Consider the following 24,938-nt stretch of genomic DNA (forward strand, 5'->3'; position numbering starts at 1 on the left):
GCCATGTCCGCATTCTTCGCAGCCGATCTTCCTGTGCTGTTCGCAGCACTCGCGGCGTTCTGCGTCACCATCTACGTGCTGGCCGACGGCTTTGATCTCGGCGTCGGCATGCTGTTCCTGCTTGCGCCGCGCAACGAGGACCGCGACCTGATGATGGCCAGCATCGAACCCGTGTGGGACTCCAACGAGACTTGGTTGGTCATGGGCGGCACGCTGCTGCTTACCGCCTTTCCCGCCGGCTACTACGTTCTGCTGCCCGCCTTCTATTTGCCGGTAATGTTCATGTTGTTCGCCTTGATCTTCCGGGGCATCGCCTTCGAATTCCGTCTGCAAGCAGGCGAATTCCGCTGGATCTGGGACATCGCCTTCGCCGGTGGATCGCTGCTCGCAACGCTCTGTCAGGGGCTTATCCTCGGCAACCTGATCAACGGGGTGACGATTGAGAACGGCATATTCGCCGGCGGCACGTTCGATTTCGTCAGCCTTCTCGGCCTTGCCTGCGGAGCCGGGCTGGTCGGCGGTTACGCGCTGCTCGGCGCCGGATGGCTGATCTGGAAGACGGATGGGCCGACGCAGGTGTTCGCCCGCGAGATCGCCCATTCTGCGTTGATCCTCACCTCCGGCATGATGCTCGCGGTCAGTGGGTGGAGCGCTTGGAGTGTTCCGGAGGTCGCCGCGCGTTGGTTCGCCTGGCCGAACATCGCTTTCCTCGCACCCGTGCCGTCGCTCACGGTCGCCGCGCTGCTGACCATCTGGCGCCGCATCTGGATCGGCCGCGAGGCCGAGGTCTTCCTGCTGGCGCTGGTCATCTTCCTGCTCGGTTTCGGCGGCCTCGTCGTCAGCTTGTGGCCCTATGTCGTGCCGCGACAAATCACCATCTGGAACGGCGCCGCCGATCCTCAGACGCTAGCTTTCGCCGGTACCGGGCTCATGATCGTCATCCCGATCGTCCTGGCCTATCAAGCCCATGCCTATTGGGTGTTCCGGGGTAAGACCCGCCATCACAGTGGCAACGGCTACGTCACGCAGGCCCTCCCCGAAAGTGAATGAAGGCTTCGACTGCTGGAATACACGCCCTCCCGGAATGAACTCGTTAGCTGAGCTTCGCGCACTACCGCGACCGCAAGGCCGATTCTATGTGAGCCATCAAGACTCTCGTTGTTCATTTAGCTTCGGTATGTCTCGCCACCGCCAGCATCGAACTGCTACAGGACTTCGGGTAGCAAGCCCCAAGCCCTCGGGGGCGGCGACGCCACCGAGCGGTCTGACAACCCCTGATGCGCACCTTTCGCTGGCTCTTCAAATACAAAGACCCAGGCTTAGGCCGAAGCGAAACATAACAGCCACAAGCATGCGTATTTAGCTTCGCCTTCTAGGGATTTGCGCACGATGTTCGTATCATGCAGCTGACATTATTCCTTCGAAACCATCTGTACCATCAATCAACGGCATCGTACTTGCGCATACCAGAGATAATAATCATTGGTCTAAATAATATACATGGGGAGGATTCTATCTTGCCGCCCCGTGTGTAGGCTGTCCTTGATACCGCGATGGTAGAACCACCGAAGGGCCGCTCTCAGATGCATAGCTCCATCGTTCGTGAACCGACCAAGCCAACCTTGATCCCGAAGCCGATCTTACCGGCCACCCTGGCGTTCGTGGCAGGTTTTGTAGATGCCTGCAGTTTCCTAGCTTTCCAGGGATTTTTTGTTGCGCAGGCGACGGGGAGCTTTGTTGTTGCAGGCTCTGAACTCTTGAACCCCAATGACAAGTACGGGCTAAAAGTACTCGCGATACCAGTGTTCCTCGTTTCCGGCATGCTCGCAACTTTTGTCGTACGCTTGGTCGCCCGCACTGATCGTTTAGCCCTAACGGTCATGCTAGGTGTCGAGGCGGTGCTACTAACTGTACTTGCAGCGACTTGGCTGTTCCGGGCATCGGATGGACTGAATGCGGAGGTTGCTCTGTTCGGGCTCGCGGCCATGGGTGTGCAGAGCGCCACGGCACGGTTGTTGCTGACCGGCTACGGGTCGACCAACGTAATGACAACTAACACAACCCAATTGTCCATAGACCTGGCGGATAGCATTTTGAACCGCTCCTTTTCACTGAATCTGCTGCCGACTTTCATGATCATCGCGGGTTTCTTCATCGGTGTGGCCGTGGGCGCCATCGTCTTTCAAATGATAGGGTTGGGCGGCGTTGTTATTCCTGCTGCAATCGTCTTTTTACTTGTCTTCGTCGCGAGAGACGCCACACAAGCGTCAAGACTGGCGTGAATGTGGCCATGTCACCACTCCGCTTTCGCACAGGCATCGGCACATTGGTGATGGTTGCAGTCGATGCCGCGGTCATCATCTACTGGCGCCGACAAGGCCGTGGCCGTTGCATCCACAGCGAATAGGCCCGCACCGGCTCGGGTCGCAACCGCCTAGCGCAGGCCCGGAACCGGAAAAGCTAGGACGCATAGGAACCGCGCGGCTTCTGCAAAGGGCGCGCGGAACATGGCGCCGGCGCTGCCGCCCGCCTTCGGGTGCCAATATCCGCGATCGTATTCCGTCCTGAACGCAATTGCTCTCTTCAGGAGGTGGAGGATGCAGAGTCACGTGCGCGCACAGGATTCCCGGTGGCGACGCATTCCAGCTTTGACGTCCCTCCGTGGCTCACTTCGCCTTGCACGGCGAGGAACTGAGGAACCTCGGCCGCTGGCCAGATAACCTTCCGCCCGGCGATATGGAAATTGCTGCCGCGTTCTCAAAAGACGCTGCTGCTCCTTCCAGGTAAATATCGCACCAGCCCAGGACATCAACGCGGTCCACGTCGGAAGCCCAGGCCTTGTCGCTCCCCCTCCCCGGCAAGAGCTGCTCCTCCGGCTGGAGATCTCGTGGTTCCCCCCGCAAGACTCCGTAACGACGAGCGAGACTCGGTCGATGTCCTGGGCGCCTCTTTCGGGATACTCACCGAAGGCTTCGAGCGGATCGAAAAACCGGAATCTGTCGGTATAAGCGACATTGATCTCGCGACACCATTCATGGAAACGGCGTGGCAATCGTCGTCCGCGCGATTTCCATCATGGAACAGGTCTGGTCCCTTCAAACCCCGTGATCCGGCGAGCGACTTCGGTTACCGGGCACACACATGGTTTCGGGATAAAGATTGCGATAGACGCCTGTCGAAACCCGCACTGTGGCCAATTGACGAGATTGGCCAGATCGACAAGCGCACCGAGAGCGGCGGGATCGACCGTTTGTCCACCTACCATCTCATCGGTGATGCCGATGATCTCCGCCGGTAGAGCCTGACGGTTGCCGTAGTGCGCTGAACGTCGACGACATCGCCAGATGCGCCGATTTCCTTCTCCATGCAGGATGGCCCTAGCATTCGCATTTTCCGCGGGCGGATACCCGCTCCGGCTGGTCTACCTCCGGGATCGCCAGCCAAGGCCCGTCCAGCAGGCCCCGTGCCGCAGGCTGCTCGTCGCGCCTGCTTTCAGTCGCCGCGGGTGTCACACCTCGAAAAGGCCGTCCCCACTTTTTCGACGGCGGTTTGATACATGATAGCCAATTCCGGTTCCGGCTCGCGGTGCTTCCGAAATTCCTGCGTCCTATCGGACCGCATGAACGGAGAATGTGTGCGGCAAACCGTTCCTTCTGAAAATCAGCGGTTTCAACTGTAATACATTCCGGCTCTCACGATCTACTGAGAATGAGACGCTACCTCTGAAGTCGGAGCGACAAATGACCCACCTGGATCAGTATCGTGCAGATCGGCACCAAGCGCCCTTCATCCGGCTAGAAGACCGCGACCTCAAGGTTGCTGCCCGCTGCATCGTGGAGGCTTGGGTCGCTAGGTTCGGGCAGGACGCCGGACGAACGGAGAGCAGTCTCCTTCCCAACGAGTTTGGTGTGCTTGAACCGTATCTAGCCGAGGTTTTGGTGGTCGAGCACGGTGCCGATTTCGTTTTTTCGAAATGGGGCGCCGCCTTGGACATAGTTTGCGGTGGCTCGCATCTCGCAGATCGGTTGTCGGCTTTCCCCCAGCCGAGCCGCAGCCATCTCCGTCGCGTCTGCGTCCGCGCCGCAGCAACGAGGGTGCCAGCAATCAGCAGGGCGACCTGGGCACTCGATGGCGAAATCTGGCGGTGCGCCATAATGGCTCTGCCGACCCTCAGCGATGATTTTTCGGTGAAGCGGCTGCTTGTCGCACTGCTATTTGCCCCTTACCCCTTCATCGCCGATGGCAACGTTCCGGACGGCTTTGGCTGGCCAGCAGCGGTCCTGCACGGAAGCGTTCACGTCCTGGGAAATGCCGTGTCGGTGTTGCCGCAGCAGACATCTCCGCTTCGGGGAATCGCGCTAGCGTTCAGTCGCCTTCTGAGCGGAAATGCAATACGTTGAATGAAAATCGTCGTAAGACAGTTTTGTAAGCGCTCGCAGAACTTCGCGATGGAATGAAGGTCTTTGATGCCGTACTTTTGCCTGAGCGGGCCAAGAGGTTGCGTTACCGCCCCGAACGCGAGTGCTGAGAGGGATGCCCCCGGGAAGCGAAGTGCACTACGGCAGACATAAACTCGACTTACACCATATACCGGCCCAGACTTCCACACTCCAGTATCGGCGTCTCGCTACCACAATCGCAATGGCTGGGAGGCCTTTGCAGTCTCAACTCCGAGGAAAATATATCGCGCAGGCAGGGCGCCGCGAGGTCATTGTGGGCCGAAAGCTTCATGCTTGCAGGCGGTTGGACAGGCGCCAGCGGCCGGGAGTGATGCCGGCAAAGCGCTTGAAGACCGTGGTGAAATGTGCCTGAGTCTGGAAGCCGACGTTGAACGCGATTTCGACGAGGCTGTCATTGGTTTTAATCAGCATGTCCTTGGCCCGCTCGATTCTGCGGCGCAGGACGTATTCGTGAGGACGAAGACTGGTCGCCATCCTGAATCGCGCGGCGAAATACATCCGGCTGAGGCCTGCCGCCCGAGCGAGATCCGCCAGCGAAATGGCTTCACCGATATGCTCGTCAACGTAAGCCATCGCCCGCTTCAGCCTCCATTTCTGCAGTGCGCCGTGGTTGGCCTCCTGCTGGACCTCGGACGGCGATCGCAGCCAGAGCCAGCGGGCTATGATGGCGTGGAGGATGGCGTCTCCGTGGACCCCATCAACTCCCTCCGGCCTAACAGCCTGCTCGAACTGGGAAAGTAGCCGCTCGATGACCGGATCAAACGGCATCCCGTGGGACGCCACAGTTCTCGTGAAACCTGCCTCATCACTAGCGCAGCCCGAGGGCTGCGCGGAGATCGAAAGCACCATATCCATGTAGGGGACGTCGATCCGGAAGGTCGAGCCCGCGGTCTCCGGCGACATACTCGATGTTCCCATCGCCGCAGCACTTGCGGATTGGCGCCGTTCAGGCTCACACACGGCGTTCGATACCAGGAGACCGATGGGAGCCATCCCTCTCGGAAAAGTTGGAAGCGACTGAATAGTCATTGGCCTATGCCCTTCATGAAACCTGTGTTTCTTGGAGGGAACGGATCGCCGTCGAAGCTTGATTGGGCGGCGGTAGCGGGACCAACAGGACCCCTGACTTCCGCGTTTCTGCTCCGACCCTATCCGATAAACCCTCGGCGAGTACGGGCTCAGAATATTCGGGCAGGCAAGGTGCTCAACTCTACGGGAGTTCACCAGTCTACATCATGTATTCGAACTCCCCCTACCTAGATATAATCCTTATGTCTATCCGTATGGACCAGGCTGTCTCAAGGCTTGCGCGATCTTTCCGATCTGGAATGATCGGCGCGCCATTTCAATCGTGCTCCGGTTGGCTTGCACTCGGGCCGTCGTCTCTTGCTCCCTGCATTTCGAGCCCGCTAACAGTTTCTTCCTCGATCTCGGTGCTAATGCCACCGTCTTCGCATCGGCGAATAGCTTTTTGACCGGTTTGACAACCGGGATGATGTCGGCGTCAGCGAACAGGCACGTTGTTCGAAATCCATGCTTAAGGAAGTTGATGCTGCGTGTTCAGCAGGTCATAGGCGGCGGAGTCATTCTGTCTTGATGTTCCCAAACCAGCTTCGAGTTGCCCTCTCACAAGCATCGTTCAGGCAGAAAAGACCGTGCCCATCGGAAATACTGTAGCCGGGAAGATGCTACCTTGTGAATTCCAACGTGATTGTCGTTGGGGCAACCGTTTAACACGAGAGGAAATTTCTTATGAACATCAAAGCTATCTGTCTCGCTGCAACATTCAGTCTTTCGATTTTTGGTGGCCATGCTTTGGCCGGGGCATTGGATGAGCCGGACACGATGATGCCGTTCTTCACCGACTCCAGCATGAAAACCATGAGGCCTCGGGTTGATTTTGAGCGCATCTTTTTTTCCATGCCGGCCGAAAAGCAGGCACAGATGAAGGGTGAGTGCGCGGGTGAGGTAATGCAGCCATTCACCGCGTTCTGCGCGACCGTGAACACGCTCGGCGGCCACAACTAGGACGCGCGTAATGCATGTCGCCTAAAAATTGACCTCGGTTGTCAGAGGACGACATGCAAATAGAAAAAAGAACCTAAAGTGCGTCGCATAAGTCCGCTTCAGCGCAACGCGCTTTAGGTCGCCGGATCACGCCCTTCAACGCTATCGAAGAAGGGACCCTCCTATCGGACCTCCGTTGATCAGGACTGGCGGATCCGCTGGCGTTGACGCCGGAGCGGTCCGACCACGATGACGACGCGCTGGATCGTCCCCGCCATGGCAACGGCGGTTGGCATCGCTGCCTCTTCGGACGTGAAGAGCCAGCACCGCCGGAGCGGGCCGGCAGCCTCGGGCTGGGGATCTTCAAGAGCAGCCATTTCATTGGCAACCCGACTCAGCGCACGCGACAAAAGCTCCAGTTTCAAGTAGCCGGGCTAGTCACCGCGAGAAAGATTTTTGCCCCCATGCTGAACGTCGGCGATACGGTCGATCGGCTCGAACCCCAGATGAGCATCTCGATCAAGTTTGCACCGCAGCTAGTTCAGCCGCCCCAACGTCCTGAGTAAGCCCACGCAATTCGGCCGGAGGCGCAAGGCAGAAAGTTCGAAAAGCTTCCAAGAACCCCAGGCAAACTGGACTCTGGCGCACATGGGCCGTCTCCTGGCAGGGTTTCTTCAGTGTCAGGCCTTCGTTTCGGCCTGGAACTCGCCTTCAATCACGACCTTAGCCGAGGCCGCGGCATTGGACTTTAGACCCGTCCTATTTGCCGCCGTCTCTACGTCGGGCTACGACGATGAGCAAAGCCCTCTTGCGCGCCCGTAACTGTCTCTCCTTTCTGGATCAGCAGCAGCCAGAAACAGCCAGTAGGAGGCAGCACGACCATGCCCGAACCAGACCGTATCATTCGCCTGAAAACCGTCCTTTCCCGGACCGGTCTGTCCCGGTCCACCATCTACCGCAAGATCGCCGAAGGTACGTTCCCACCCCAGATCCAGATCAGTATCCACGGCGCCGGATGGCACGAATCCGCCATCAGCCGCTGGATCGTCAATCCCGCTTCGTGGCGGCCGCAAGACCAGGGCGACAAGTTGTGATGAGGTGATCCGCCCTGCGCGAAAGGCTGGCCTTTATCAAAACGCAGCGGTCATGGCGTCGCCGGATCCATATTCATGGTGGCGCGAGAGGTCACCCAGCACAGATCGGATATGCGGCCAGGGGAAATCGTCTGGATGTTCCCAGTGCTCACCGTCACGCAAGATGACCTTGAGCTTGGCCAAAATGCCTTCGATGGACGTGGCCGCTGTCTCCGGTAGATCATCCAGAAGTGCGCTTTCGGCTGTTTCCGATTGCCGGATCAGTTCGTCTGTTCTCGAATAGCCGATCTCATCATCAGCAGCGTCCCAGCGCGCCTGGTGGGCCGCAAAATCCGCAAGCGCCCTGCCCCATTCTACTTCGTTTTCAGGCGAGTAGGCATCGTTCAGGCTTTCGATGGAATGGAGCGTCACGTCCGTACCATCGGCAAGCCGCAGCTTGGCGCAGGGAAAGCCGACCGTCCTGGCGAGGTGTGTCTCCAACCGCTGCTGTTCGCGGCACAGCGCCAGTGTCTCATCGTGGATCTTTTGCCAGTTACCACACAGACGAAGAGCAGGATCGGCCGCGCTGCTGCCGTCCGTCAGTTCGGCGGCCCGCGACTTTACCTGGAAGGGCCATGCCGCCGCGGCCGTGGCCGCACCCGCTAGCAAGCGCCGCCGGGTGACGAAAAACGCACTCATGCTATTGTTGGAATCAGCCATGATCCGAGCTCCTAACAGCTGGGGTGTGGTGAGGCCGCATCGAGTGTTCGCGCATTCGGTGCGGCCGCTTTCTGAAAACGAAAGGATTATTGGTTTTTAGAAAGCCACTGTCAACGTTTTCCGAAAAAGCTTGCGATTTTCATGAGTTATTACCAGTTTGCGACATGGATTCTGCTCAATGTCGCGCCGCACGAGCGCTGCTGAAATGGACGCAAGAGGACCTTGCCACCCGCTCCGGCGCGAGTGCTGTTACCATTCGCAATTTCGAAAACGACCGTTCTGTTCCTCAAACAGGAACGCGATACCTCCTCCAAAAAACGCTTGAGAATGCCGGCATCGAGTTCATTCCTGAAAATGGCGGTGGTGTCGGCGTGCGTCTGTCACGGCGTTCCGAAAGGACGTAGGATCGGTGAAGTAGCTCCCGGTAGGCAAGGCAAAGCGCGTCCATTAGCCGACAATCATTCGATTGCGGCGGCAGTCAGAGGGATCAAGATCAACCGCGAAGACTTCGTGAGCAGCAGGAAAGATTCGGGTCGAACGACGACTGGGCAGACCGGTTCATGCAACTGCCTTCGCTCGCAGAGGTTCGATGTTGCCCTTGCCTGCAATAATGCCGGCAAGCCGATCGGCCCAAAGCTCCAAGGCGTCCCGTTTCTCGCTCATATAGTCGTAGCGCGCATATACCCGCGACGTGACCGTACTCTTGGTCACCGAAACGTGGTTCAACACTTGCCCGACGATGAACGGCGAAATGCCGATTTCTTCCATGCCCGTCGCAGCAGATCGCCGTAGGTCATGCGGCGTCCACGGTGCAATGCCCATGATCATTGCCACGCCGCGCTTGCTGATCTCTTCTCGCTTCACTGCTTTCGGGACAGATGCGCCGGTGACGGCTGCACGGCCGCCCGGTCCAGGAAAAACGAAAGGCGGTACCGCCCTGCCCTTGCGCTCCGACAGCGTCTTCACGTCTGCGATCTGATCGCCGATGATCCGGATTGCCATTTCGCACAGTGGCACAACATGGTCGCGGCCGTTCTTCGCGCGCCTGGCTGGTATCGTCCAAAGGCCGCGTGTCAAGTCCAGTTCGCCGTGCTCCATGCCGGCGATCTCGCCAACACGCTGTCCGGAAACCAGGCACAGGCGCAGAATGCGGCGGGTGCTTTCCCGCATGTCGGCTTCGGGCAAGGCTGCCCACATCGTCTTGATCTCGTCGGCCGTCAGCACGCGGTTGCGCTCGACCGTTTCAGTCGGCCTCGCCATACCTTCGGTCAAGTTGCTGTCCAGATCGCCACGACCGCGCCCCCATCGGATCATGGCGCGAATGTCCTCGAACACCCGGTTCGCCTCAACGGCCGCGCCCCGGTCCTTCACCGCGTCGATCGCCTTGGTGATGTCGCGACGATGCAGGTCTGCGAGCTTCACCTCGCCGATGCAGCCAGATGATGCCTTCTCGACCTTCTTTCCGTCAGCGTCATAGCCGGACACATTCTTGCGCAGCCGGCGCGCAATCTCATCGACCGACCGCCGCGATGATGCCCGGCGGGTGAGATAGCTCTCAACCAAATCAGAGACGGTCATCGAGGCGGCGTGCGCCTTCTTGGCGGCCACAGGGTCGCCGCCCTCTTGCACGCTTGCACGAGTGTCCTTGGCCTTCTGGCGAGCACCCTTGTCGGTGCCGAGCGGTGTCTCGGGATAGGTGCCGAGCTTCAACCATTGCCGTTTGTCGGGCGGCCCGTAAACCACGAACCAGGTCTTTTGCCCACCCGCCGAGACGCGCAGCACAAGACCTTTTACGGTCGTATCGAAATAGTCGGCTTTCCGGCCGGAGCCGGCCTTGGCGGCCTGGCAGAATTTGTCGGTGAGTTCGAGTTTCGGCATCTGTCCAGCGACCAATCTTGCTACAACCGGCTTGCCCGGGTTCCGTAAGTGATCTACAGAATAATCTACAGAAAACCACGAGCTTTGTCGATACCGGCTGCGACAGGTCGCGACGGAATGAAACGCTAATTAGTTGTTATCAATAGAATTTTTAGAAATTCAGGCTGTCGCACGCTGGTCCACCAAGTCGCATTGGAAACCCTCTGTTAACCGGTTGGTCGCTGGTTCGAATCCGGCCCGGGGAGCCAAATTCTTCAAAGCGTTGAGACGGTCAGGTCGCCCATAGGGGCTGATCTATGGCATGTCTGGAAAACCGCAGGCAGCCGCAGGTTGATCCTCAACTTGACCTGGCGCCGCTATGCAGCGCGCTTCGATCACGGCGATCTCTTCACCGCGATCTCATCAGGATTTCATCTCTTGTCACCGTTCGGGTTGGGTGCCGGTGCCTCTCGCACATCTCGTGGTGGCGGGTCGACATGTTCAAGCTCTGGCGGGGCTTCTTTGTCCCGACGTCGGACAGGTAGCTTCTCCGGTTCGGGCTTCGATGGTGGTTCTTTGATCTTGCTCGGCATAATCGAGTTAACCGCACTGCCGGTCCCTTGTTCCCGCAGCAAGCCGAAAACCTGAATGGGGGAACCGGGAGCGCCAAAAAGCGTTTTCTCGCATGCTCAAGAAGATCGCCCTTGCCGCCGTGCTGGTCCAGGTTGCCGCGGTTTCGGCTCTCATCACTCAGACGGTCCTCTTCGCGTCCACGGCCACACAGGCCGCCAACGCGCAGCCCGGCGACGTAGTCGCTGTCACTGCCGACAAGGAACCGGACAAGGCGGCGCAGCCTGCTGGTGCCGACCAATGCCCAACCCGGCTTGTGACGAGCAAGGTTTTCACGAGCAACGTAATTACGGCGCAACGATAGTTCGCCATCGATGCCGGCCATCCGTCGATCCCCCCAATTTAAGTCAGGGCAGTGTGCTTGAAAGCGCAATGATTCCTGTTACTTGCGGCATGGGGCGAGTGCGTTTGGGTTGGGCAAGAATTGGGTATGATTTCATCAAATATGGAATGCCTGCGCTGTCATGGCAGCGGCAGGATTTTCGACTGCTCCAAATGGTATGCGTCAAACGGGCACTGCTGCCCGCAGGGAACCCATCGGGGTGGCTGCCCCGGAAAGACGGGTGCCTGCACGGAATGCGACGGCCTGGGGACAATGGCGGAGCCTCCGCTGAGGGCCGTGGCATAATCTGCGAGAGTGTCGCATGCCGCTGATGGCGACGCGGACGCGCCCGCCAAAAAACCGTACTAACGGCTCGAACAACAACCGCCCGCCAAAGGTGAGCTGGCAGGGCAGCTCACCTTGTAGCGATGCGGAAACGACGACCATGCAGCCGAACCATCCTGATGGCGCCGCCCCTTATCAAGGCTAAGCGGTTACCCCACCACGACCTGACCTTGTGCCGTCCATCCAAGGGAATTGGGCAAGCGGGTCCTGCAAGATTTTGACGGATCTTGCGAAGCCGGCGACGGCATCGCGCGCCACCGTCAGCGGAACCTGGCCGTCGTGAGCACGCTGGCAAGCTCGAAAGGCCGTTTCGAAAATCGGACCCCGCCGCTCCCTTGGCCACTCGTCAAAGAAGTCGAACGCATCGTCGAGGCACCCTATTTCTTGAACGAACTCGCCATTCTTGACCAGGACCGGTCGGTCGAACGTCCTGTAACTCATGTGATCCTCCATTCCGCACGTGGGTTGTTGTTGGTTCGGGTCATCATGCGATTGCATGCTCCGGCTCGGCCAACATGCCGCCGCCTCCACGCCCGGGCGGCACCGTTGCAAAGGCCGGGATTGGCGGCGGATCATCATCGTCATCTCGCCAGGGGCGCCGCATCCAACCGAGCCGGCTCTTCTTGCGGCGTCGGTCGAAAGACAGGCTGACGGTTCCCGACTCCTTTGAAACACGCGGTTCCCGCCCGGTTTCGTCCAGAAGGCGGAGTGCGCGAAGTATGTCGCTGACTTCCACGATGGCGCCGTTGTCCAATTGCCGCAACGCGGGATTGTCAGGAACCGCATGAACGTCGGAAGCCCAGAAAGCGAGCAAAGCCCGCTTTGCACCGATCGTCATCGTCTCCTCGTTCAGCACATCATCCGGCGTCCGCAATCCGGCGGATTCCGCGGCAAGATTTTTCGGTTCAGGTTGGTGAAAACTGTAAGTGTCGGTTCTCATCTCCATTCTCCGCGATCTGTGCCTCCCGGCCGAACCGGGAGGCGGACCGTAGATTTAGGTCCAGGGAATCAGGCGACCTCGCGTTGAGGCTCCGCATCCGAGTCGATCAACTGCTTCTTGCCGGGTTGCTCGAGCGAAACCGCTTTGGCTTCGGACCCTATCTCAATGCGCCGAGGCTTGAGTTCCTCGGGCACTTCGCGGACCAGGTCCACTGACAGCAAGCCATTCTCGAGGTTGGCCGCCTTGACCTTTACGTGGTCGGCAAGTTTGAACACCTGCTTGAAGTTGCCCGTCGCCAAGCCGCGATGAAGGACCTCCCGATTTTCCTGGTCGGGTTTCCTTTGGCCGACGACAGACAATTCGGGGCCGTTCTGCATGAGTTCGACCTCATCGAGAGCGAAGCCGGCGATAGCCATCGTAATGCGATAGTCGTTCTCGCCGGTCTTCTCGATATTGTAGGGAGGCCAGTCGGAGCGTACGCTTTTTTCGAGCATATCGAAGAGACGGTCGAAGCCGACCGTTGTGCGGTAAAGAGGGGTATAATCAGAGCTTCTCATAGCCATATCCTCCGTGAAGCAACATGGATTACGAGGCTGTCGCAGCGTCGCTGCGACGCCAGTATGTCGAGCCGAAGCCTCGACGGAAAACGATCTGGTAATCGTGTTTTTTTCCTTCAAGAGGGGCGACAAAAATATTTTTGGCCGGCAGGCAGGTGCCCAAGGCGCTGCCTTGCGTGCTGGTGGCCACTGCGCGATGTTGACGCCAGGGGTGGATGCGAATCATGCGAAAAATTTTGATGTCAGCACTGCTGCTCGCGGCAGCCTTTTCCGCGAACCCGGCCCACGCGCTGGACAGCAGCGGCACGCCTGTCGTCGTGACCCCTCTTGCGTCGCGCACGACGACCGCGTCCGGCCAACCGATCACGCTGCCGCAGAAGAACGTGCAGGTGCTGGTCTCGACCTACGACATCGCGCCGGGCGCGACCTTGCCGGTCCACAGGCACCCTTTCCCGCGCTATGCCTATGTCCAGGCCGGCACGCTGAAGGTCACCAATGTCGAGACCGGCGACAGCAACACCTACAAGGCCGGCGATTTCATCATCGAAATGATCGGCCAGTGGCATCAGGCCACCAATATCGGTGATATCGAGGTGAAGCTTCTGGTGATCGATCAGGTCGAGCAAGGCGCCAAGAACACGGAATTGCGCCAATAACCGCGAAGTCCGTGCCCGGCGCGAAAGTCTGTTCGCGCTTTCGCAGCAACCGGCGCGGTGGTAGGGCTGGCCGGGAAATCATGGAATGGATCGCCCCTTGACCAAAGCTCTCCGCCTGCCGCTGATCGAAATCTGTGTCGAAGGCATTGACGGTCTTCTCGCGGCGCAAGCCGCCGGCGCCGACCGGGTCGAACTGTGCGCCAGCCTCGTCGAAGGCGGGATTACGCCAAGCCTCGGCACGATCCGCGCCGCCATCGAGCAGGCAAACGTGCCGTTTCACGTCATGGTGCGGCCGCGCGGCGGCGATTTTCTCTACAGTGAGACGGAATATGCCTCGATGCTGGCCGATGTCTCGGCACTGCGCGAACTCGGCGTGCCCGGCGTGGTGTTTGGCTGCCTGAACGCCGATGGCACCATGGACGAGGCGCGTATGAGCGAACTGACGCAGGCGGCCGGCCCCTTGAACGTCACCTGCCATCGCGCTTTCGACATGACGCGCGAGCCGGCCGAGGCGCTCGAATCGCTGATCCGCAGCAAGGTCGGCCGCGTGCTGACCAGCGGCCAGCGTGACACTGCCATCGAAGGCTTGCCGCTGTTGGCGGATCTGGTGCGGCAGGCCGGCGACCGCATCGTCATCCTCGGCTGCGGCGGACTGGATTTGCACAACATTGCCGAAGTGCGCAGCAGAACCGGCCTGTCCGAAATGCATTTTGCCGCCCTCAAGGATGTGCCGAGTGCCATGGACTACCGCAATCCCCATGTCGGCATGGGTGGTTCCGATCTCGATCGCGAGTACCGCAACACGCTGACCGACACACCGCTGGTAGCGGCAACGATCGCGGCAGCCAAGGCATGACCTCGACCCCTGCCCCGATAGCCCGTGTATCGGCCCAAGACGAAGCGGCGATCCTGGCGCTCAACAACGAGCATGCCGCCGAACTGTCGTGGCTGGAGGCTGAGCGGCTGTCCTTCCTGCTTGGCGAAGCATTTTACACCAGGCGCATCGGCGATCTCGAAGCCTTCATCATGACCTTCGACCAGGACGCCCGCTACGACAGCCCGAATTTCCTGTGGTTCCGCGAACGCTATGAGCGCTTCGTCTATGTCGACCGGGTCGTCGTGGCGGCGCACGCACGCGGCCGCGGCCACGCCCGCCGGCTCTATCAGGACCTGTTCGGCCATGTTGAGCGCGCCGGCCACACGCTGGTCACCTGCGAAGTCAACACCGCCCCGCCGAACCCCGCCTCGGATGCCTTTCACGCCGCGCTCGGCTTCGTCGAGGCCGGCGACGCCGTCATCCATGGCGGCAAGAAAGCGGTGCGCTATTACGCCAGGCAGATCAGCGCCTGACAGACCAGGCAGATCTGCGCACGAAGATGAGGACTACTGGAACAGGGCTGTCGCACTCACAAGCGTCATCCAGAACCCCCAGACCAACGGGATGCCGACCAGCAGCCAGGCCAGCGTGAGTTTGATCGAATTCTCGTTGTCTTGCGCCATGGTCGGTCTCCTCAGAGCTGATCCCGAAAAGTGGACTCCGGTTTTCGGAAAAGATCATGCTCAAACAATAAGATAGAGCCCATCCCGATTCTATCGGATGGAACTGACTCTAAGCCACCGCTGGTTCGGTCTTCATGTGGAAGCGCGCATTGACGGGCCGCATCATCAGGTTGAGCAGGAGGCCGACAACCAGCAGGCCGGCCATGATGTACATGGTGACCGTGTAGGCGTCGGCCTTCGCAACGCCGCTGTCGATCTGGTACTGCCGGATATAATTCACCAGCACCGGGCCAAGCACGCCCGCCACCGACCACGCGGTCAGCAATCGGCCATGGATGGCGCCGACGTAACGCACGCCGAAGACGTCGCGCAGGTAAGCGGGAATGGTGGCGAAGCCGCCGCCATACATGCTGAGGATGATCCCGTAGAACAGCACGAACAGGAAAACGCTGCCGGTCTGGCCGGTCCACGGCACCGCCGCATAGAGGACGACGCCCAGCGCGAAGAAGATGGCATAAGTTGTCTTGCGGCCGATATAATCGCTGGTCGAGGCCCAGAAGAAGCGGCCGAGCATGTTGAAGATCGACAGCAGGCCGACGAAGCCGGCGGCAGCGGCAGGCGTGATGCGTCCCGGAAACATCTCCTGGCTCATCGCCGAGGCCTGGCCGAGCACGCCGATCCCTGCCGTCACATTAAGGCACAGCACGCCCCACAGCAGCCAGAACTGCGGCGTCTTCAACGCATCGTCGAGATGGACATTGGACGTCGTCACCATCGCATTCTGTGCCGCCGGCGGCGTCCATCCGGCAGGCCTCCAGCCCTCCGGCGGCACCCTGACGATAACGGCGCCGATCAGCATGAAGACGAAATAGACGATGCCCAGCACCAGGAAGGTTTCGGCGACGCCGATGTGCTCAGGCGTCGAAAACAGCTTCATCAGATAGACCGACAGCGGCGAGGCGATGAAGGCGCCGCCGCCGAAGCCCATGATCGCCATGCCGGTTGCCATGCCCGGCCGGTCCGGAAACCAGGTGATCAGCGTCTTGACCGGCGAGATATAGCCGAGGCCGAGACCGATGCCGCCCAGCACGCCGTAGCCGAGATAGATGATCCACAACTGGTGCAGATAGACGCCGAGCGCCGAGACAATGAAGCCGCCGCCGAAACAGCAGGCAGAAGCGACCATGGCTTTGCGCGGACCGACGCGATCCAGCCAGCCACCGCCGAACGCCGCCGCAATGCCCAGGAACAGGATCGCGATCGAGAAAATCCAGCCGAGGCCGGTCAATTTCCAGTCGTCGGGCGCCGAGTCGGTGATGCCGATCAGCTTAGACATCGGCAAGTTGAAAACGCTGAACGCATAGGCCTGGCCGATGCAAAGGTGGATGCAGAGCGCCGCCGGCGGCACCATCCACCTGCTGAAGCCAGGCTCGGCGACGGTGCGTGAGCGGTCGAGCCAGCCGCCCGCCCTTTCCCCGGTCGTATCCATTCCATCCTCCCAGATGCGTCTTCGAACCATCTTCTCAGATGTGTCCTGCAAACAAACTAGGCGGGTAAGCCGGCGAGGCAATAAGGAATGCCTGCCATACGACCAATGTCTAATGAGACTGGCCCATATCGGAAAGCAGGTCATTGCTTTCCCGAAAGTTAGATTAGAAACAATTAATTGACTGTCTGCTTATGAAGCGCGATCCCTCCACCTGCACTCACGATCATCTGGCCGGGCACGACGGCATTCACCAGTTGCGGTTGAGCCATTCGCGCGCCGGGCGCTCTATGAGGTAGTAGCTGCAGGCCGCGCAAGCGAAGACCGCGGCCAGCATCGGTATCGGCGCGCTGCCTTGCTCATAGACGAATTTGTAGAACGGCTGCTGCCATAAATAGAGCGAGTACGACCACAGCCCCAGCGTCGCCATCGGCCAGGACGACAGCAATCCGGAAAAATACCGTGGGCTGAAATCGAGTGCGTTGACGGCCAGAGCCAGCAGCGGCACCGCGAAGAGATAGTGCATCGGCGTCGGCACCCGATCCAGGAACAGGACAACGGCACAGACCGTTGCCACCAGGGCCACATGCTTGCCTCTCAAAAACGCCGGCAGCCTGCCGTCGGCCTTGAGCAGGCAGATCGAAGCCGACAGGAGGATCGACGCGATGTGCACATCCGTGCGCCAATAAGTGGTTTCGTAGTCCATCCCCAAGACCCAGTACGAAACCGCGCCATTGGCCATGGCCAGCAAGGCCAGCGCCAGGAGCAGCACGACCACGCGAGAGCGACTTGAGACGATGACGCTGATCAGCGCCAGGATGATGTAGGCGTGCTCCTCGATGCAGAGCGACCAGATATGGTCGAGCGCCCCTGCCCGAGCCACGAGAATGCCGGCATAATTGTAGGTGAATGTCAGCGCCGTCAGCGCGGCCTTCCATTTGAAGGCGAGGAACGTGCCGGAGAGCGCGATCATCGCGACGACTACGAAGACCAGAAGAGCCGGATAGATGCGGGAGAAGCGACGTTTGAAGAATTTTTTCAGCGGGTAGCGTTCGATGAACAGGATCTCGCCCATCAGCCGGCCGCTGAGCACGAAGAAGAATTCGACGCCCAGCACGCCAAGATTGATTCCCGGAACCGGAAAGAAATGGCCGATCAGAACCAGCGCGATCGAAAGCCCGCGCCAGCCGTCGAGATAGGCCAGTCTTGTTCTGGTTGATCTGTCGGCGGCGGATCGGGACGGAACGACATGCGTCGCGGAAATGTCGGTCATGCCGATCCTCTCGCAATAGGTATGCGAAGGGTACGACGGTACATTTCGAACCCAGCTCGCATTCCCGCCCAGTCCATATTGCAGTGCAATATGAATTTGTGCAAGTGCGAGATTGCTGCCGGATCAGGTCCGGGCGATGTATCGGCCGGAATTGCTTCAAGCAGTGCGGCGGCCATGCCAGCAGCAACTGAACGGATGCAGGCCGCCGCACGACAAAAAAGGGGCCACGGAGGCCCCCTTTCCTTGTCTGCGACTGATCGTATTAGAAACTGTTTCGAAACTCGCCCTGGCGAGTCATATGGTGGTGGTTTCGAGAACCGGAGCGGAGCGTACTTTTGGTACGTGAGCACCGGAAGCACAGAAAACGCCATCAGATGGCCGCCGGAGTAGAGTTTCCAAACAGTTTCTCAGGCGTTGGCTGCCGCAACCGCGCGCTTGGCCATCACCGTGATCAGATTGGCGCGATAATCGGCCGAGGCATGGATGTCGGTCATCAGATTCTTCGCCGGCACTTTCACACCTTCCAGTGCCGAAGCCGCGAAATTCTTGGCCAATGCTGCCTCGATCTCCTTCGAGCGGAAGACGCCGTCATCGCCGGCTCCAGTGACGGCGACGCTGACGCCATCCTTGCCCTTGGCAACGAACACGCCGACGATGGCGTAGCGCGATGCCGGATTGCGGAACTTTTCATAGGCCGCCTTGGCCGGCGCGGTGAAGGTGACCGCGGTGACGATCTCGCCTTCCTTCAACGAGGTCTCGAACAGACCCTTGAAGAACTTGTCGGCGGCGATCTCGCGCTTGTTGGTGATAATGGTGGCGCCCAGCGCCAGCAGCGCCGCCGGATAATCGGCCGCCGGGTCGTTGTTGGCGATCGAGCCGCCGATCGTCCCCTTGTGGCGCACCGCCGGATCGCCGATCAGTGACGCCAGATGGGCAAGCGCCGGACAGGCCTTCTTCAGCTTCTCGTCATTGGCAACGGCGTGATGCGTGGTCGCGGCGCCGATGGTGACGGTCTTGCCCGACACCTTGACGCCCTGCAGCTCCGCGATCCGCGACAGGTCGACAAGGTCGGACGGCGCGGCAAGCCGCGTCTTCATCGCCGGGATCAGCGTCATACCGCCCGAAAGCAGCTTGGCGTCGCCTGTCTTGACCAGCTTGGCAGCATCGGCGACCGAGGCGGCGCGGTGATAGTTGACTGCGTACATGGAATTCTCCCTTGTGTGAAAGGGCGAATAGGGAGTAGCGAATAGCGAATAGGAACTATCCCGTCGCACCGCCTTCTCTTCCCTATTCGCTACTCCCTATTCGCTATTCGCTTTCAGTGTTTCGTTGCGCGGATCGCGGCCCAGACGGTGGACGGCGAAGCCGGCATGGCAAGATCGTTGCTGCCGATGGCGTCGGTGAGGGCGTTGATCACCGCCGGCGGCGAGCCGATGGCGCCGGCCTCGCCGCAGCCCTTGATCCCCAACGGATTGCCCGGGCAAGGCGTGTTCGAGGTCGAAACCTTGAACGACGGCAGATCGCCGGCGCGCGGCATGGTGTAGTCCATGTAGCTCGCGGTCAAAAGCTGGCCGCTATTGTCATAATGGGCGCCTTCGAGCAGCGCCTGGCCGATGCCTTGCGCCAGCCCGCCATGCACCTGGCCCTCGACGATCATCGGGTTGATGATGTTGCCGAAATCATCGGCAGCGACGAACTGGACGATCTCGGTGACGCCGGTTTCCGGGTCGACCTCGACCTCGCAGATATAGCAGCCCGCCGGGAAGGTGAAATTCGACGGATCGTAGAACGCCGTCTCCTTCAGCCCGGGCTCCATGCCGCCCGGCAGGTTGTGGGCAGTGTAGGCGGCCAGCGCCATCTGGAACCACGGCACGTTCTTGTCGGTGCCGGCCACCTTCAGTGCGCCGTTCTCGATGACGATGTCGCCTTCGTCGGCTTCGAGCAGGTGTGCCGCGATCTTCTTGGCCTTGGCCTCGACCTTGTCGAGGGCCTTGACGATGGCCGACATGCCGACTGCACCCGAGCGCGAGCCATAGGTGCCCATGCCCATCTGCACCTTGTCGGTGTCGCCATGCACGATCGAGACCGAATCGAGCGGCACGCCGAAGCGCTCGTTGACCAGTTGCGCGAAGGTCGTCTCATGGCCCTGGCCGTGGCTGTGCGAGCCAGTCAGCACCTCGATCGTGCCGACCGCGTTGACGCGCACTTCCGCCGATTCCCAAAGGCCGACACCGGCGCCGAGCGAGCCGACGGCAGCAGACGGCGCGATGCCGCAGGCTTCGATGTAGCAACTCATGCCAATGCCGCGCAGCAGCCCCTTCTTGGCGGCGGCGGCCTTGCGCTTGGCAAAGCCGGCATAATCCGACGCCTTCATTGCCGCATCGAGCGAAGCGGCATAGTCGCCGGCGTCATAGCACATGATGACCGGCGTCTGATGCGGAAACGCTGTGACGAAGTTCTTGCGCCGCAGCTCGGCCGGCGAGACGCCGAACTGGCGGGCCGCCGTCTCCATCATGCGCTCCATGACGAAGGTCGCTTCCGGCCGCCCTGCCCCGCGATACGCATCGACGGGCGCGGTGTTGGTATAGATCGCCTTCACATTGGCATGGATGGCCGGGATATTGTACTGGCCCGACAGCAGCGTCGCATAGAGGTAGGTCGGCGTCGCCGACGAAAACAGCGACATATAGGCGCCGAGATTGGCCTGGGTTTCGACCTTCAGGCCGAGGATCCTGTGGTCCTTGTCAAAGGCCATTTCAGCATGGGTGTGATGGTCGCGGCCATGCGCGTCGGTCAGAAAACTCTCGGTCCGGTCAGCCACCCATTTGACCGGCACGCCGGTCTTCTTCGACGCCCACAGGCAGACGATCTCTTCGGGATAGATGTAGATCTTCGAGCCGAAACCGCCGCCGACATCGGGCGCGATCACGCGCAGCTTGTTTTCCGGCGCGACATTGTAGAAGGCGCTCATCACCAGCCGCGCCACATGCGGGTTCTGCGAGGTCGTCCAGCAGGTGTAGTGATCCTCGGCCTTGTCGTAATGGCCAAGTGCGGCGCGCGGCTCCATGGCGTTAGGCACCAGCCGGTTGTTGATGATGTCCATCTTGACCACATGGGCTGCCTTCCCGAAGGCCGCTTCCGTGTCGTCGGCATTGCCGATGTCCCAGTCGAAGATCAGATTGTTGTCCGCTTCGGGGTGGATCTGCGGCGCACCCTTGTCCATCGCCTTGGAGGCGTCGACGACGGCCTTCAACTCCTTGTAGGTGATCTCGACCGCCTCGGCGGCGTCACGCGCTTGCCCCTTGGTCTCGGCGACGACAATGACGACGGCGTCACCGACATAACGGACCCGGTCGAAGGCGAGTGGCGACCATGCCCCCATCTTCATCGGCGAGCCGTCCTTGGAGTGGATCATCCAGCCGCAGATGAGATTGCCGATGCCATCGGCCTTGAGTTCCTTGCCGGTCAGCACGCCGATGACGCCGGGCATGCCTTGGGCCTTCTTCACATCGATCTTCTTGATCTGCGCATGCGCGTGCGGACTGCGCACGAAGGCGGCGTGCTTCATGCCGGGAACCACCATGTCGTCGACATAGCGGCCGGCGCCCGTGATGAATCGTTTGTCTTCCTTGCGCGCGACCCGAGCGCCAACACCTTCAATGCCCATCAGAAATTCCTCCCGAGATTGTAGGGGAGTAGGTGAGTAGGGCAGTACGGCAGTAGGGAAAAATTGGCTCCGATTCCCTACTGCCCTACTGCCTTATTGCCCTACTGCCTCGTTCAAGCCGCTTGTTTCGCCTTACCCTTCGACCCCTTCATCGTCGTCGATGCGGCGAGGATCGCCTTGACGATGTTGTGGTAGCCGGTGCAGCGGCAGATGTTGCCGTCGAGCTCGGCACGCACCGTCGCCTCGTCGAGCCCTTCGGGGTGGCGGCCGATCATGTCGGTCGCCGTCATGATCATGCCCGGCGTGCAGAAGCCGCACTGCAGCCCGTGATGTTCCTTGAAGGCGGCCTGCACCGGATGCAGGTCGGCGCCATTGGCCAGGCCCTCGATCGTCAACACGGTCGAGCCGGAGGCCTGCACCGCGAGCATCGTACAGGATTTGACCGCCTTGCCGTCGACGTGGACGACGCAGGCACCGCATTGCGAGGTGTCGCAACCGACATGCGTGCCGGTAAGGCCGAGATTTTCCCGCAGGAAGTGAACCAGAAGTGTTCGGTCCTCGGCAGCACCGCTGACCCGCTTTCCGTTCACCATCAACGAAACGTCCGACATGGTCCCTCCCTGGGTATCAACCTTGGTCATCACGTTGCCAACGCGGCGTTGGCGCATCGGCCATGCGTTATTGGTACACCGCACATCGGACAAAAAACAGCACGTCGCAAACGCGGCACATTGTACTTTCGGTCATGGCCGCCCCCAAACATGCGGTGCCGGTGGCCCCATTGCCAAACCGCCGATTGAAGGCAACAATGTCGGTCGACGCCCGCGCGCCAGAAGCATTTAAAACAGCCGCGCACAAAAAAGCGTCGGAGGAAATGCGGAGAACATCGCTGGCCAATTCACAGACGCGCTATGCATGCGGCCTGTCGGCGCTCACCACGGACGAGCCCGACATGGAGGCGTTCGCCAAGGCGATCGCACTGGAAGCAGCCGCCATCGACGCGGGCTTTGCCCTGCTGTTCTTTTCCCAGAGCCTGGTCGAAGCCAGCGCCCTTTCCCAGGCGCTCATGACCCACGCGCCGGCGCTCCACCACGCCGGCTGCTCGACTGCCGGCGAGATCACGCCGCAAGGTCTCGAGGATGGTCATGTGCTGGCCATGCTGCTTCCGTCCACCGCGTTTACCGCCGTCAGCGTGATGGTCGAAAATCTGTCCTCGTCGGGTATGGACAGGATCACCGGCGAGGTCGAGACCCTGCGGCGATCGCTGCGCGCGCGCCTCGGTTGCGATCGGACCAAAGGCACTTTCGCGCTCTGCTTCATCGACGGGCTCTCCTATGCCGAAGAAGCGGTGAGTTCAGCCATCCACTGGGGTCTCGATGACATTCCGCTGCTTGGCGGCTCCGCCGGCGACGATCTGAAATTCGAGACGACGCGCCTGATCTCGAACGGCAAGGTCACCTCCGACAGCGCCATCATCGTGCTGATATCGACCGAAATTCCCTTCCATGTCTTCAAGACCGACAATTTCGTTCCCACCGATGAGAAACTGGTGGTGACGGCTTCCGATCCAGATCACCGCATCGTGCGCGAGTTCAACGCCACCAATGCGGCGCAGGAATATGCCGCGTCCGTCGGCATCGTCGCGCAGATGCTGACGCCACTGAGCTTCGCCTCGCATCCCGTGGTGGTGAAGGTGGGCGGACAATATTATTGCCGGTCGATCCAGAAGATGCATGCCGACGGCTCGCTGTCGTTCTTCTGCGCCATAGACGATGGCGTCGTGCTGTCGATCGCTCAGCCCAAGGACATGGTCGAATCGACGCGCGCCGCCCTGCGCGACGTCGAGGAGAGGCTTGGCGGTATCGACATGATCCTCGGCTTCGACTGCGTGCTGCGCCGGCTGGACGCACGCAATCGGCAGGTGTTTCGCGAGATCTCGGAACTCTACCGGGTCAACAATGTCATCGGCTTCGGCACCTATGGCGAACAGTACCGGTCGATGCATCTGAACCAGACTTTCACCGGCATCGCCTTCGGCGAGCGCCAGGCGGCGGAATAGGACGGCGCAACAAGATGCCGCTGAGGGACATAAACGATCTTGAAAAGCTGAAGAAGATCAACGCGGCACTGGTCAGCCGCGTCGAGCGCTCGATGGACCAGCAAGGCAACGCCTTTTCGCTGTTCCAGACCACGATCTCGCTGGAAAACCGGGTGCGTACACGTACCGAGGAACTTCACTCGACCTTGCGGCGGCTGGAGCAGTCGAACATTGACCTCAGTGCCGCCAAGGAAAACGCCGAACTGGCGAACCTGTCAAAAACCCGTTTCCTCGCCGCTGCCAGTCACGACGTGCTGCAGCCGCTGAATGCCGCCCACCTTTCGGTTTCGGCGCTCGCCGAAGTTCAGACCAGCGACGAGGGCAAGAAACTGGTGCGGCAGGTCGAGCGCTCGCTGGAGACGATGGAGGACCTGCTGCGAACCCTGCTCGACATCTCCAAGCTCGATGCCGGCGTGGTGCAGCCCGACATAAGCGACGTCAGCCTGGAGGCGCTGTTCTCGTCGCTCCGCTCGGATTTCCTGCCGGTGGCGGAGATGAAAGGCCTGTCGCTGAAATTCCGGCCGGTCCATGCGGTGGTCCGCTCCGACCGCACGCTGCTGCGCCGTATCCTGCAGAACATTCTCTCCAACGCGCTGGGCTATACACGCTCGGGCGGCGTGCTTGTCGGCACCAGGCATCGCGGCGACACCATCCGCATCGACGTCGCCGACACGGGCTGCGGCATTCCCGACGACCAGCGCGAGGCGGTGTTCGAGGAGTTCCACCGCGGCACCTCGCCGGCCAATGCCGAACTGGACGGTGGCGGTCTCGGGCTCGGGCTCGCCATCGTGCGCCGCATGGCCAGCGCGCTCGGTCATCCCGTGACATTCTCGTCGAAGGTCGGACGCGGCACGATCTTCCACATCGATGTACCCGTCGGCATCGGTGCGCCAGCCGATGCCATCGCCAGCGTTGCCGACATGGAACGGCCGCGCGGCTATGGCCTGTTCGGCACCAAGGTGCTGCTGGTCGAGAACGATATCGAAGTGCTGCAAGCCATGACCTTCCTGCTCGAACGCTGGCAATGCATGGTGCGGGCCGCGACCTCGACCGACGATGCGCTCGACATGCTTGGCGACACCGACTGGGTGCCCGACATCGTCATTGCCGACCAGCATCTCGACGGCGGCGATCTCGGCACCACGACCATCGCCGAAGTCCGCGACTATCTCGGCCGCGCCGTGCCGGCGCTGATCGTCACCGCCGACAGTTCGGAAGCCGTCGCCAAGGCCGCCCGCTCCGGCGGCATCGAACTGATGCGCAAGCCGCTGAAGCCGGCCCAACTAAGGGCGCTGCTGGCGCATTTGCTGGCTTAGCTTCATACCCTCCCCTTGAACGGCAGGGTAA

Annotated in this window: 25 protein-coding genes; 14 read left to right on the forward strand and 11 right to left on the reverse strand. The window is 60.5% G+C overall.

The window, feature by feature from the left end; all coding sequences use genetic code 11:
- The first annotated feature begins 3 nt into the window (after positions 1-3).
- The 4 genes from LB559_RS26690 (at position 4) to LB559_RS26705 (ending at position 4,400) form a co-directional block, all read left to right on the forward strand.
- Positions 4-1,050: a cytochrome d ubiquinol oxidase subunit II gene (locus LB559_RS26690; protein ID WP_224675365.1), complete on the forward strand. Its 1,047-nt coding sequence runs from the start codon at positions 4-6 to the stop codon at positions 1,048-1,050.
- Positions 1,051-1,583: 533 nt separating this feature from the next.
- The gene (locus LB559_RS26695) at positions 1,584-2,282 is read left to right on the forward strand and encodes a YoaK family protein (RefSeq protein WP_224675366.1); all 699 of its coding nucleotides are present in this window, start codon (positions 1,584-1,586) and stop codon (positions 2,280-2,282) included.
- 605 nt (positions 2,283-2,887) lie between these two features.
- Positions 2,888-3,298: a hypothetical protein gene (locus tag LB559_RS26700; RefSeq protein ID WP_224675367.1), complete on the forward strand. Its 411-nt coding sequence runs from the start codon at positions 2,888-2,890 to the stop codon at positions 3,296-3,298.
- Positions 3,299-3,740: 442 nt separating this feature from the next.
- Positions 3,741-4,400: a hypothetical protein gene (locus LB559_RS26705; RefSeq protein WP_224675368.1), complete on the forward strand. Its 660-nt coding sequence runs from the start codon at positions 3,741-3,743 to the stop codon at positions 4,398-4,400.
- Positions 4,401-4,727: 327 nt separating this feature from the next.
- Here LB559_RS26705 and LB559_RS26710 read toward each other — a convergent pair whose 3' ends face one another.
- Positions 4,728-5,363, reverse strand: a complete 636-nt coding sequence (locus LB559_RS26710; RefSeq protein WP_224675369.1) for a helix-turn-helix domain-containing protein — start codon at positions 5,361-5,363, stop codon at positions 4,728-4,730.
- A gap of 849 nt (positions 5,364-6,212) precedes the next feature.
- On the opposite strand from LB559_RS26710, the gene LB559_RS26715 reads away from it, so the two are divergent.
- From LB559_RS26715 to LB559_RS26725, 3 genes are all read left to right on the forward strand, one after another.
- Entirely contained in the window at positions 6,213-6,488 is a 276-nt protein-coding gene (locus LB559_RS26715) for a hypothetical protein (protein ID WP_224675370.1), read from the forward strand.
- A gap of 203 nt (positions 6,489-6,691) precedes the next feature.
- Complete coding sequence (locus tag LB559_RS26720) at positions 6,692-7,033, forward strand: hypothetical protein (protein ID WP_224675371.1); 342 nt, start codon at positions 6,692-6,694, stop codon at positions 7,031-7,033.
- Between the two features lie 315 nt (positions 7,034-7,348).
- A complete protein-coding gene (locus LB559_RS26725; protein WP_224675372.1) occupies positions 7,349-7,561 on the forward strand; it encodes a helix-turn-helix transcriptional regulator in 213 nt (70 codons plus the stop codon).
- A gap of 36 nt (positions 7,562-7,597) precedes the next feature.
- Here LB559_RS26725 and LB559_RS26730 read toward each other — a convergent pair whose 3' ends face one another.
- Entirely contained in the window at positions 7,598-8,260 is a 663-nt protein-coding gene (locus LB559_RS26730) for a hypothetical protein (protein WP_224675373.1), read from the reverse strand.
- 89 nt (positions 8,261-8,349) lie between these two features.
- On the opposite strand from LB559_RS26730, the gene LB559_RS26735 reads away from it, so the two are divergent.
- The gene (locus tag LB559_RS26735) at positions 8,350-8,664 is read left to right on the forward strand and encodes a multiprotein-bridging factor 1 family protein (protein ID WP_224675374.1); all 315 of its coding nucleotides are present in this window, start codon (positions 8,350-8,352) and stop codon (positions 8,662-8,664) included.
- Between the two features lie 154 nt (positions 8,665-8,818).
- Here LB559_RS26735 and LB559_RS26740 read toward each other — a convergent pair whose 3' ends face one another.
- A complete protein-coding gene (locus tag LB559_RS26740; RefSeq protein WP_224675375.1) occupies positions 8,819-10,138 on the reverse strand; it encodes a tyrosine-type recombinase/integrase in 1,320 nt (439 codons plus the stop codon).
- A gap of 664 nt (positions 10,139-10,802) precedes the next feature.
- On the opposite strand from LB559_RS26740, the gene LB559_RS26745 reads away from it, so the two are divergent.
- Entirely contained in the window at positions 10,803-11,051 is a 249-nt protein-coding gene (locus LB559_RS26745; protein WP_024503835.1) for a hypothetical protein, read from the forward strand.
- A gap of 504 nt (positions 11,052-11,555) precedes the next feature.
- Here the strand turns inward: LB559_RS26745 and LB559_RS26750 are convergent.
- The 3 genes from LB559_RS26750 to LB559_RS26760 form a co-directional block, all read right to left on the reverse strand.
- Positions 11,556-11,999, reverse strand: coding sequence for a DUF982 domain-containing protein (locus LB559_RS26750; RefSeq protein WP_318014184.1), 444 nt, complete (start codon positions 11,997-11,999; stop codon positions 11,556-11,558).
- Positions 11,899-12,270: a hypothetical protein gene (locus tag LB559_RS26755; protein ID WP_224675376.1), complete on the reverse strand. Its 372-nt coding sequence runs from the start codon at positions 12,268-12,270 to the stop codon at positions 11,899-11,901. The genes LB559_RS26750 and LB559_RS26755 overlap by 101 nt, the downstream gene beginning before the upstream one ends.
- A gap of 152 nt (positions 12,271-12,422) precedes the next feature.
- A complete protein-coding gene (locus tag LB559_RS26760; RefSeq protein WP_013531273.1) occupies positions 12,423-12,911 on the reverse strand; it encodes an Hsp20 family protein in 489 nt (162 codons plus the stop codon).
- Positions 12,912-13,135: 224 nt separating this feature from the next.
- Here LB559_RS26760 and LB559_RS26765 point away from each other — a divergent pair, with 224 nt between their 5' ends.
- The 3 genes from LB559_RS26765 to LB559_RS26775 all read left to right on the forward strand — a co-directional run bounded on the left by LB559_RS26765 (position 13,136) and on the right by LB559_RS26775 (position 14,917).
- Positions 13,136-13,567 carry a cupin domain-containing protein gene (locus tag LB559_RS26765; RefSeq protein ID WP_224675377.1) on the forward strand — a complete coding sequence of 144 codons (432 nt, stop codon included), beginning with the start codon at positions 13,136-13,138 and terminating at the stop codon, positions 13,565-13,567.
- 97 nt (positions 13,568-13,664) lie between these two features.
- Positions 13,665-14,423 carry a copper homeostasis protein CutC gene (locus LB559_RS26770; RefSeq protein WP_411970122.1) on the forward strand — a complete coding sequence of 253 codons (759 nt, stop codon included), beginning with the start codon at positions 13,665-13,667 and terminating at the stop codon, positions 14,421-14,423.
- Complete coding sequence (locus LB559_RS26775) at positions 14,420-14,917, forward strand: GNAT family N-acetyltransferase (protein ID WP_224675379.1); 498 nt, start codon at positions 14,420-14,422, stop codon at positions 14,915-14,917. Before LB559_RS26770 ends, LB559_RS26775 begins: the two co-directional genes overlap by 4 nt.
- A 259-nt stretch (positions 14,918-15,176) precedes the next feature.
- Here LB559_RS26775 and LB559_RS26780 read toward each other — a convergent pair whose 3' ends face one another.
- The 5 genes from LB559_RS26780 to LB559_RS26800 form a co-directional block, all read right to left on the reverse strand.
- The gene (locus LB559_RS26780; RefSeq protein ID WP_013531269.1) at positions 15,177-16,556 is read right to left on the reverse strand and encodes an OFA family MFS transporter; all 1,380 of its coding nucleotides are present in this window, start codon (positions 16,554-16,556) and stop codon (positions 15,177-15,179) included.
- Positions 16,557-16,803: 247 nt separating this feature from the next.
- Positions 16,804-17,826 (reverse strand): acyltransferase family protein, encoded by a 1,023-nt coding sequence (locus LB559_RS26785; protein WP_013531268.1) that lies wholly within the window; start codon positions 17,824-17,826, stop codon positions 16,804-16,806.
- Positions 17,827-18,233: 407 nt separating this feature from the next.
- Positions 18,234-19,031: an FAD binding domain-containing protein gene (locus LB559_RS26790; protein WP_224675380.1), complete on the reverse strand. Its 798-nt coding sequence runs from the start codon at positions 19,029-19,031 to the stop codon at positions 18,234-18,236.
- Positions 19,032-19,144: 113 nt separating this feature from the next.
- Positions 19,145-21,493: a xanthine dehydrogenase family protein molybdopterin-binding subunit gene (locus LB559_RS26795; protein ID WP_013531266.1), complete on the reverse strand. Its 2,349-nt coding sequence runs from the start codon at positions 21,491-21,493 to the stop codon at positions 19,145-19,147.
- 113 nt (positions 21,494-21,606) lie between these two features.
- Positions 21,607-22,104, reverse strand: coding sequence for a (2Fe-2S)-binding protein (locus LB559_RS26800; protein WP_013531265.1), 498 nt, complete (start codon positions 22,102-22,104; stop codon positions 21,607-21,609).
- A gap of 263 nt (positions 22,105-22,367) precedes the next feature.
- On the opposite strand from LB559_RS26800, the gene LB559_RS26805 reads away from it, so the two are divergent.
- Positions 22,368-23,552, forward strand: coding sequence for an FIST signal transduction protein (locus LB559_RS26805; protein ID WP_050592709.1), 1,185 nt, complete (start codon positions 22,368-22,370; stop codon positions 23,550-23,552).
- A gap of 14 nt (positions 23,553-23,566) precedes the next feature.
- On the forward strand, positions 23,567-24,907 hold the full coding sequence (locus tag LB559_RS26810; RefSeq protein WP_224675381.1) for a hybrid sensor histidine kinase/response regulator: 1,341 nt from the start codon (positions 23,567-23,569) through the stop codon (positions 24,905-24,907).
- Positions 24,908-24,938 lie beyond the last annotated feature (31 nt).

The sequence above is a fragment of the Mesorhizobium sp. BR1-1-3 genome (genome assembly GCF_020165455.1).
Lineage (GTDB): Bacteria > Pseudomonadota > Alphaproteobacteria > Rhizobiales > Rhizobiaceae > Mesorhizobium > Mesorhizobium ciceri.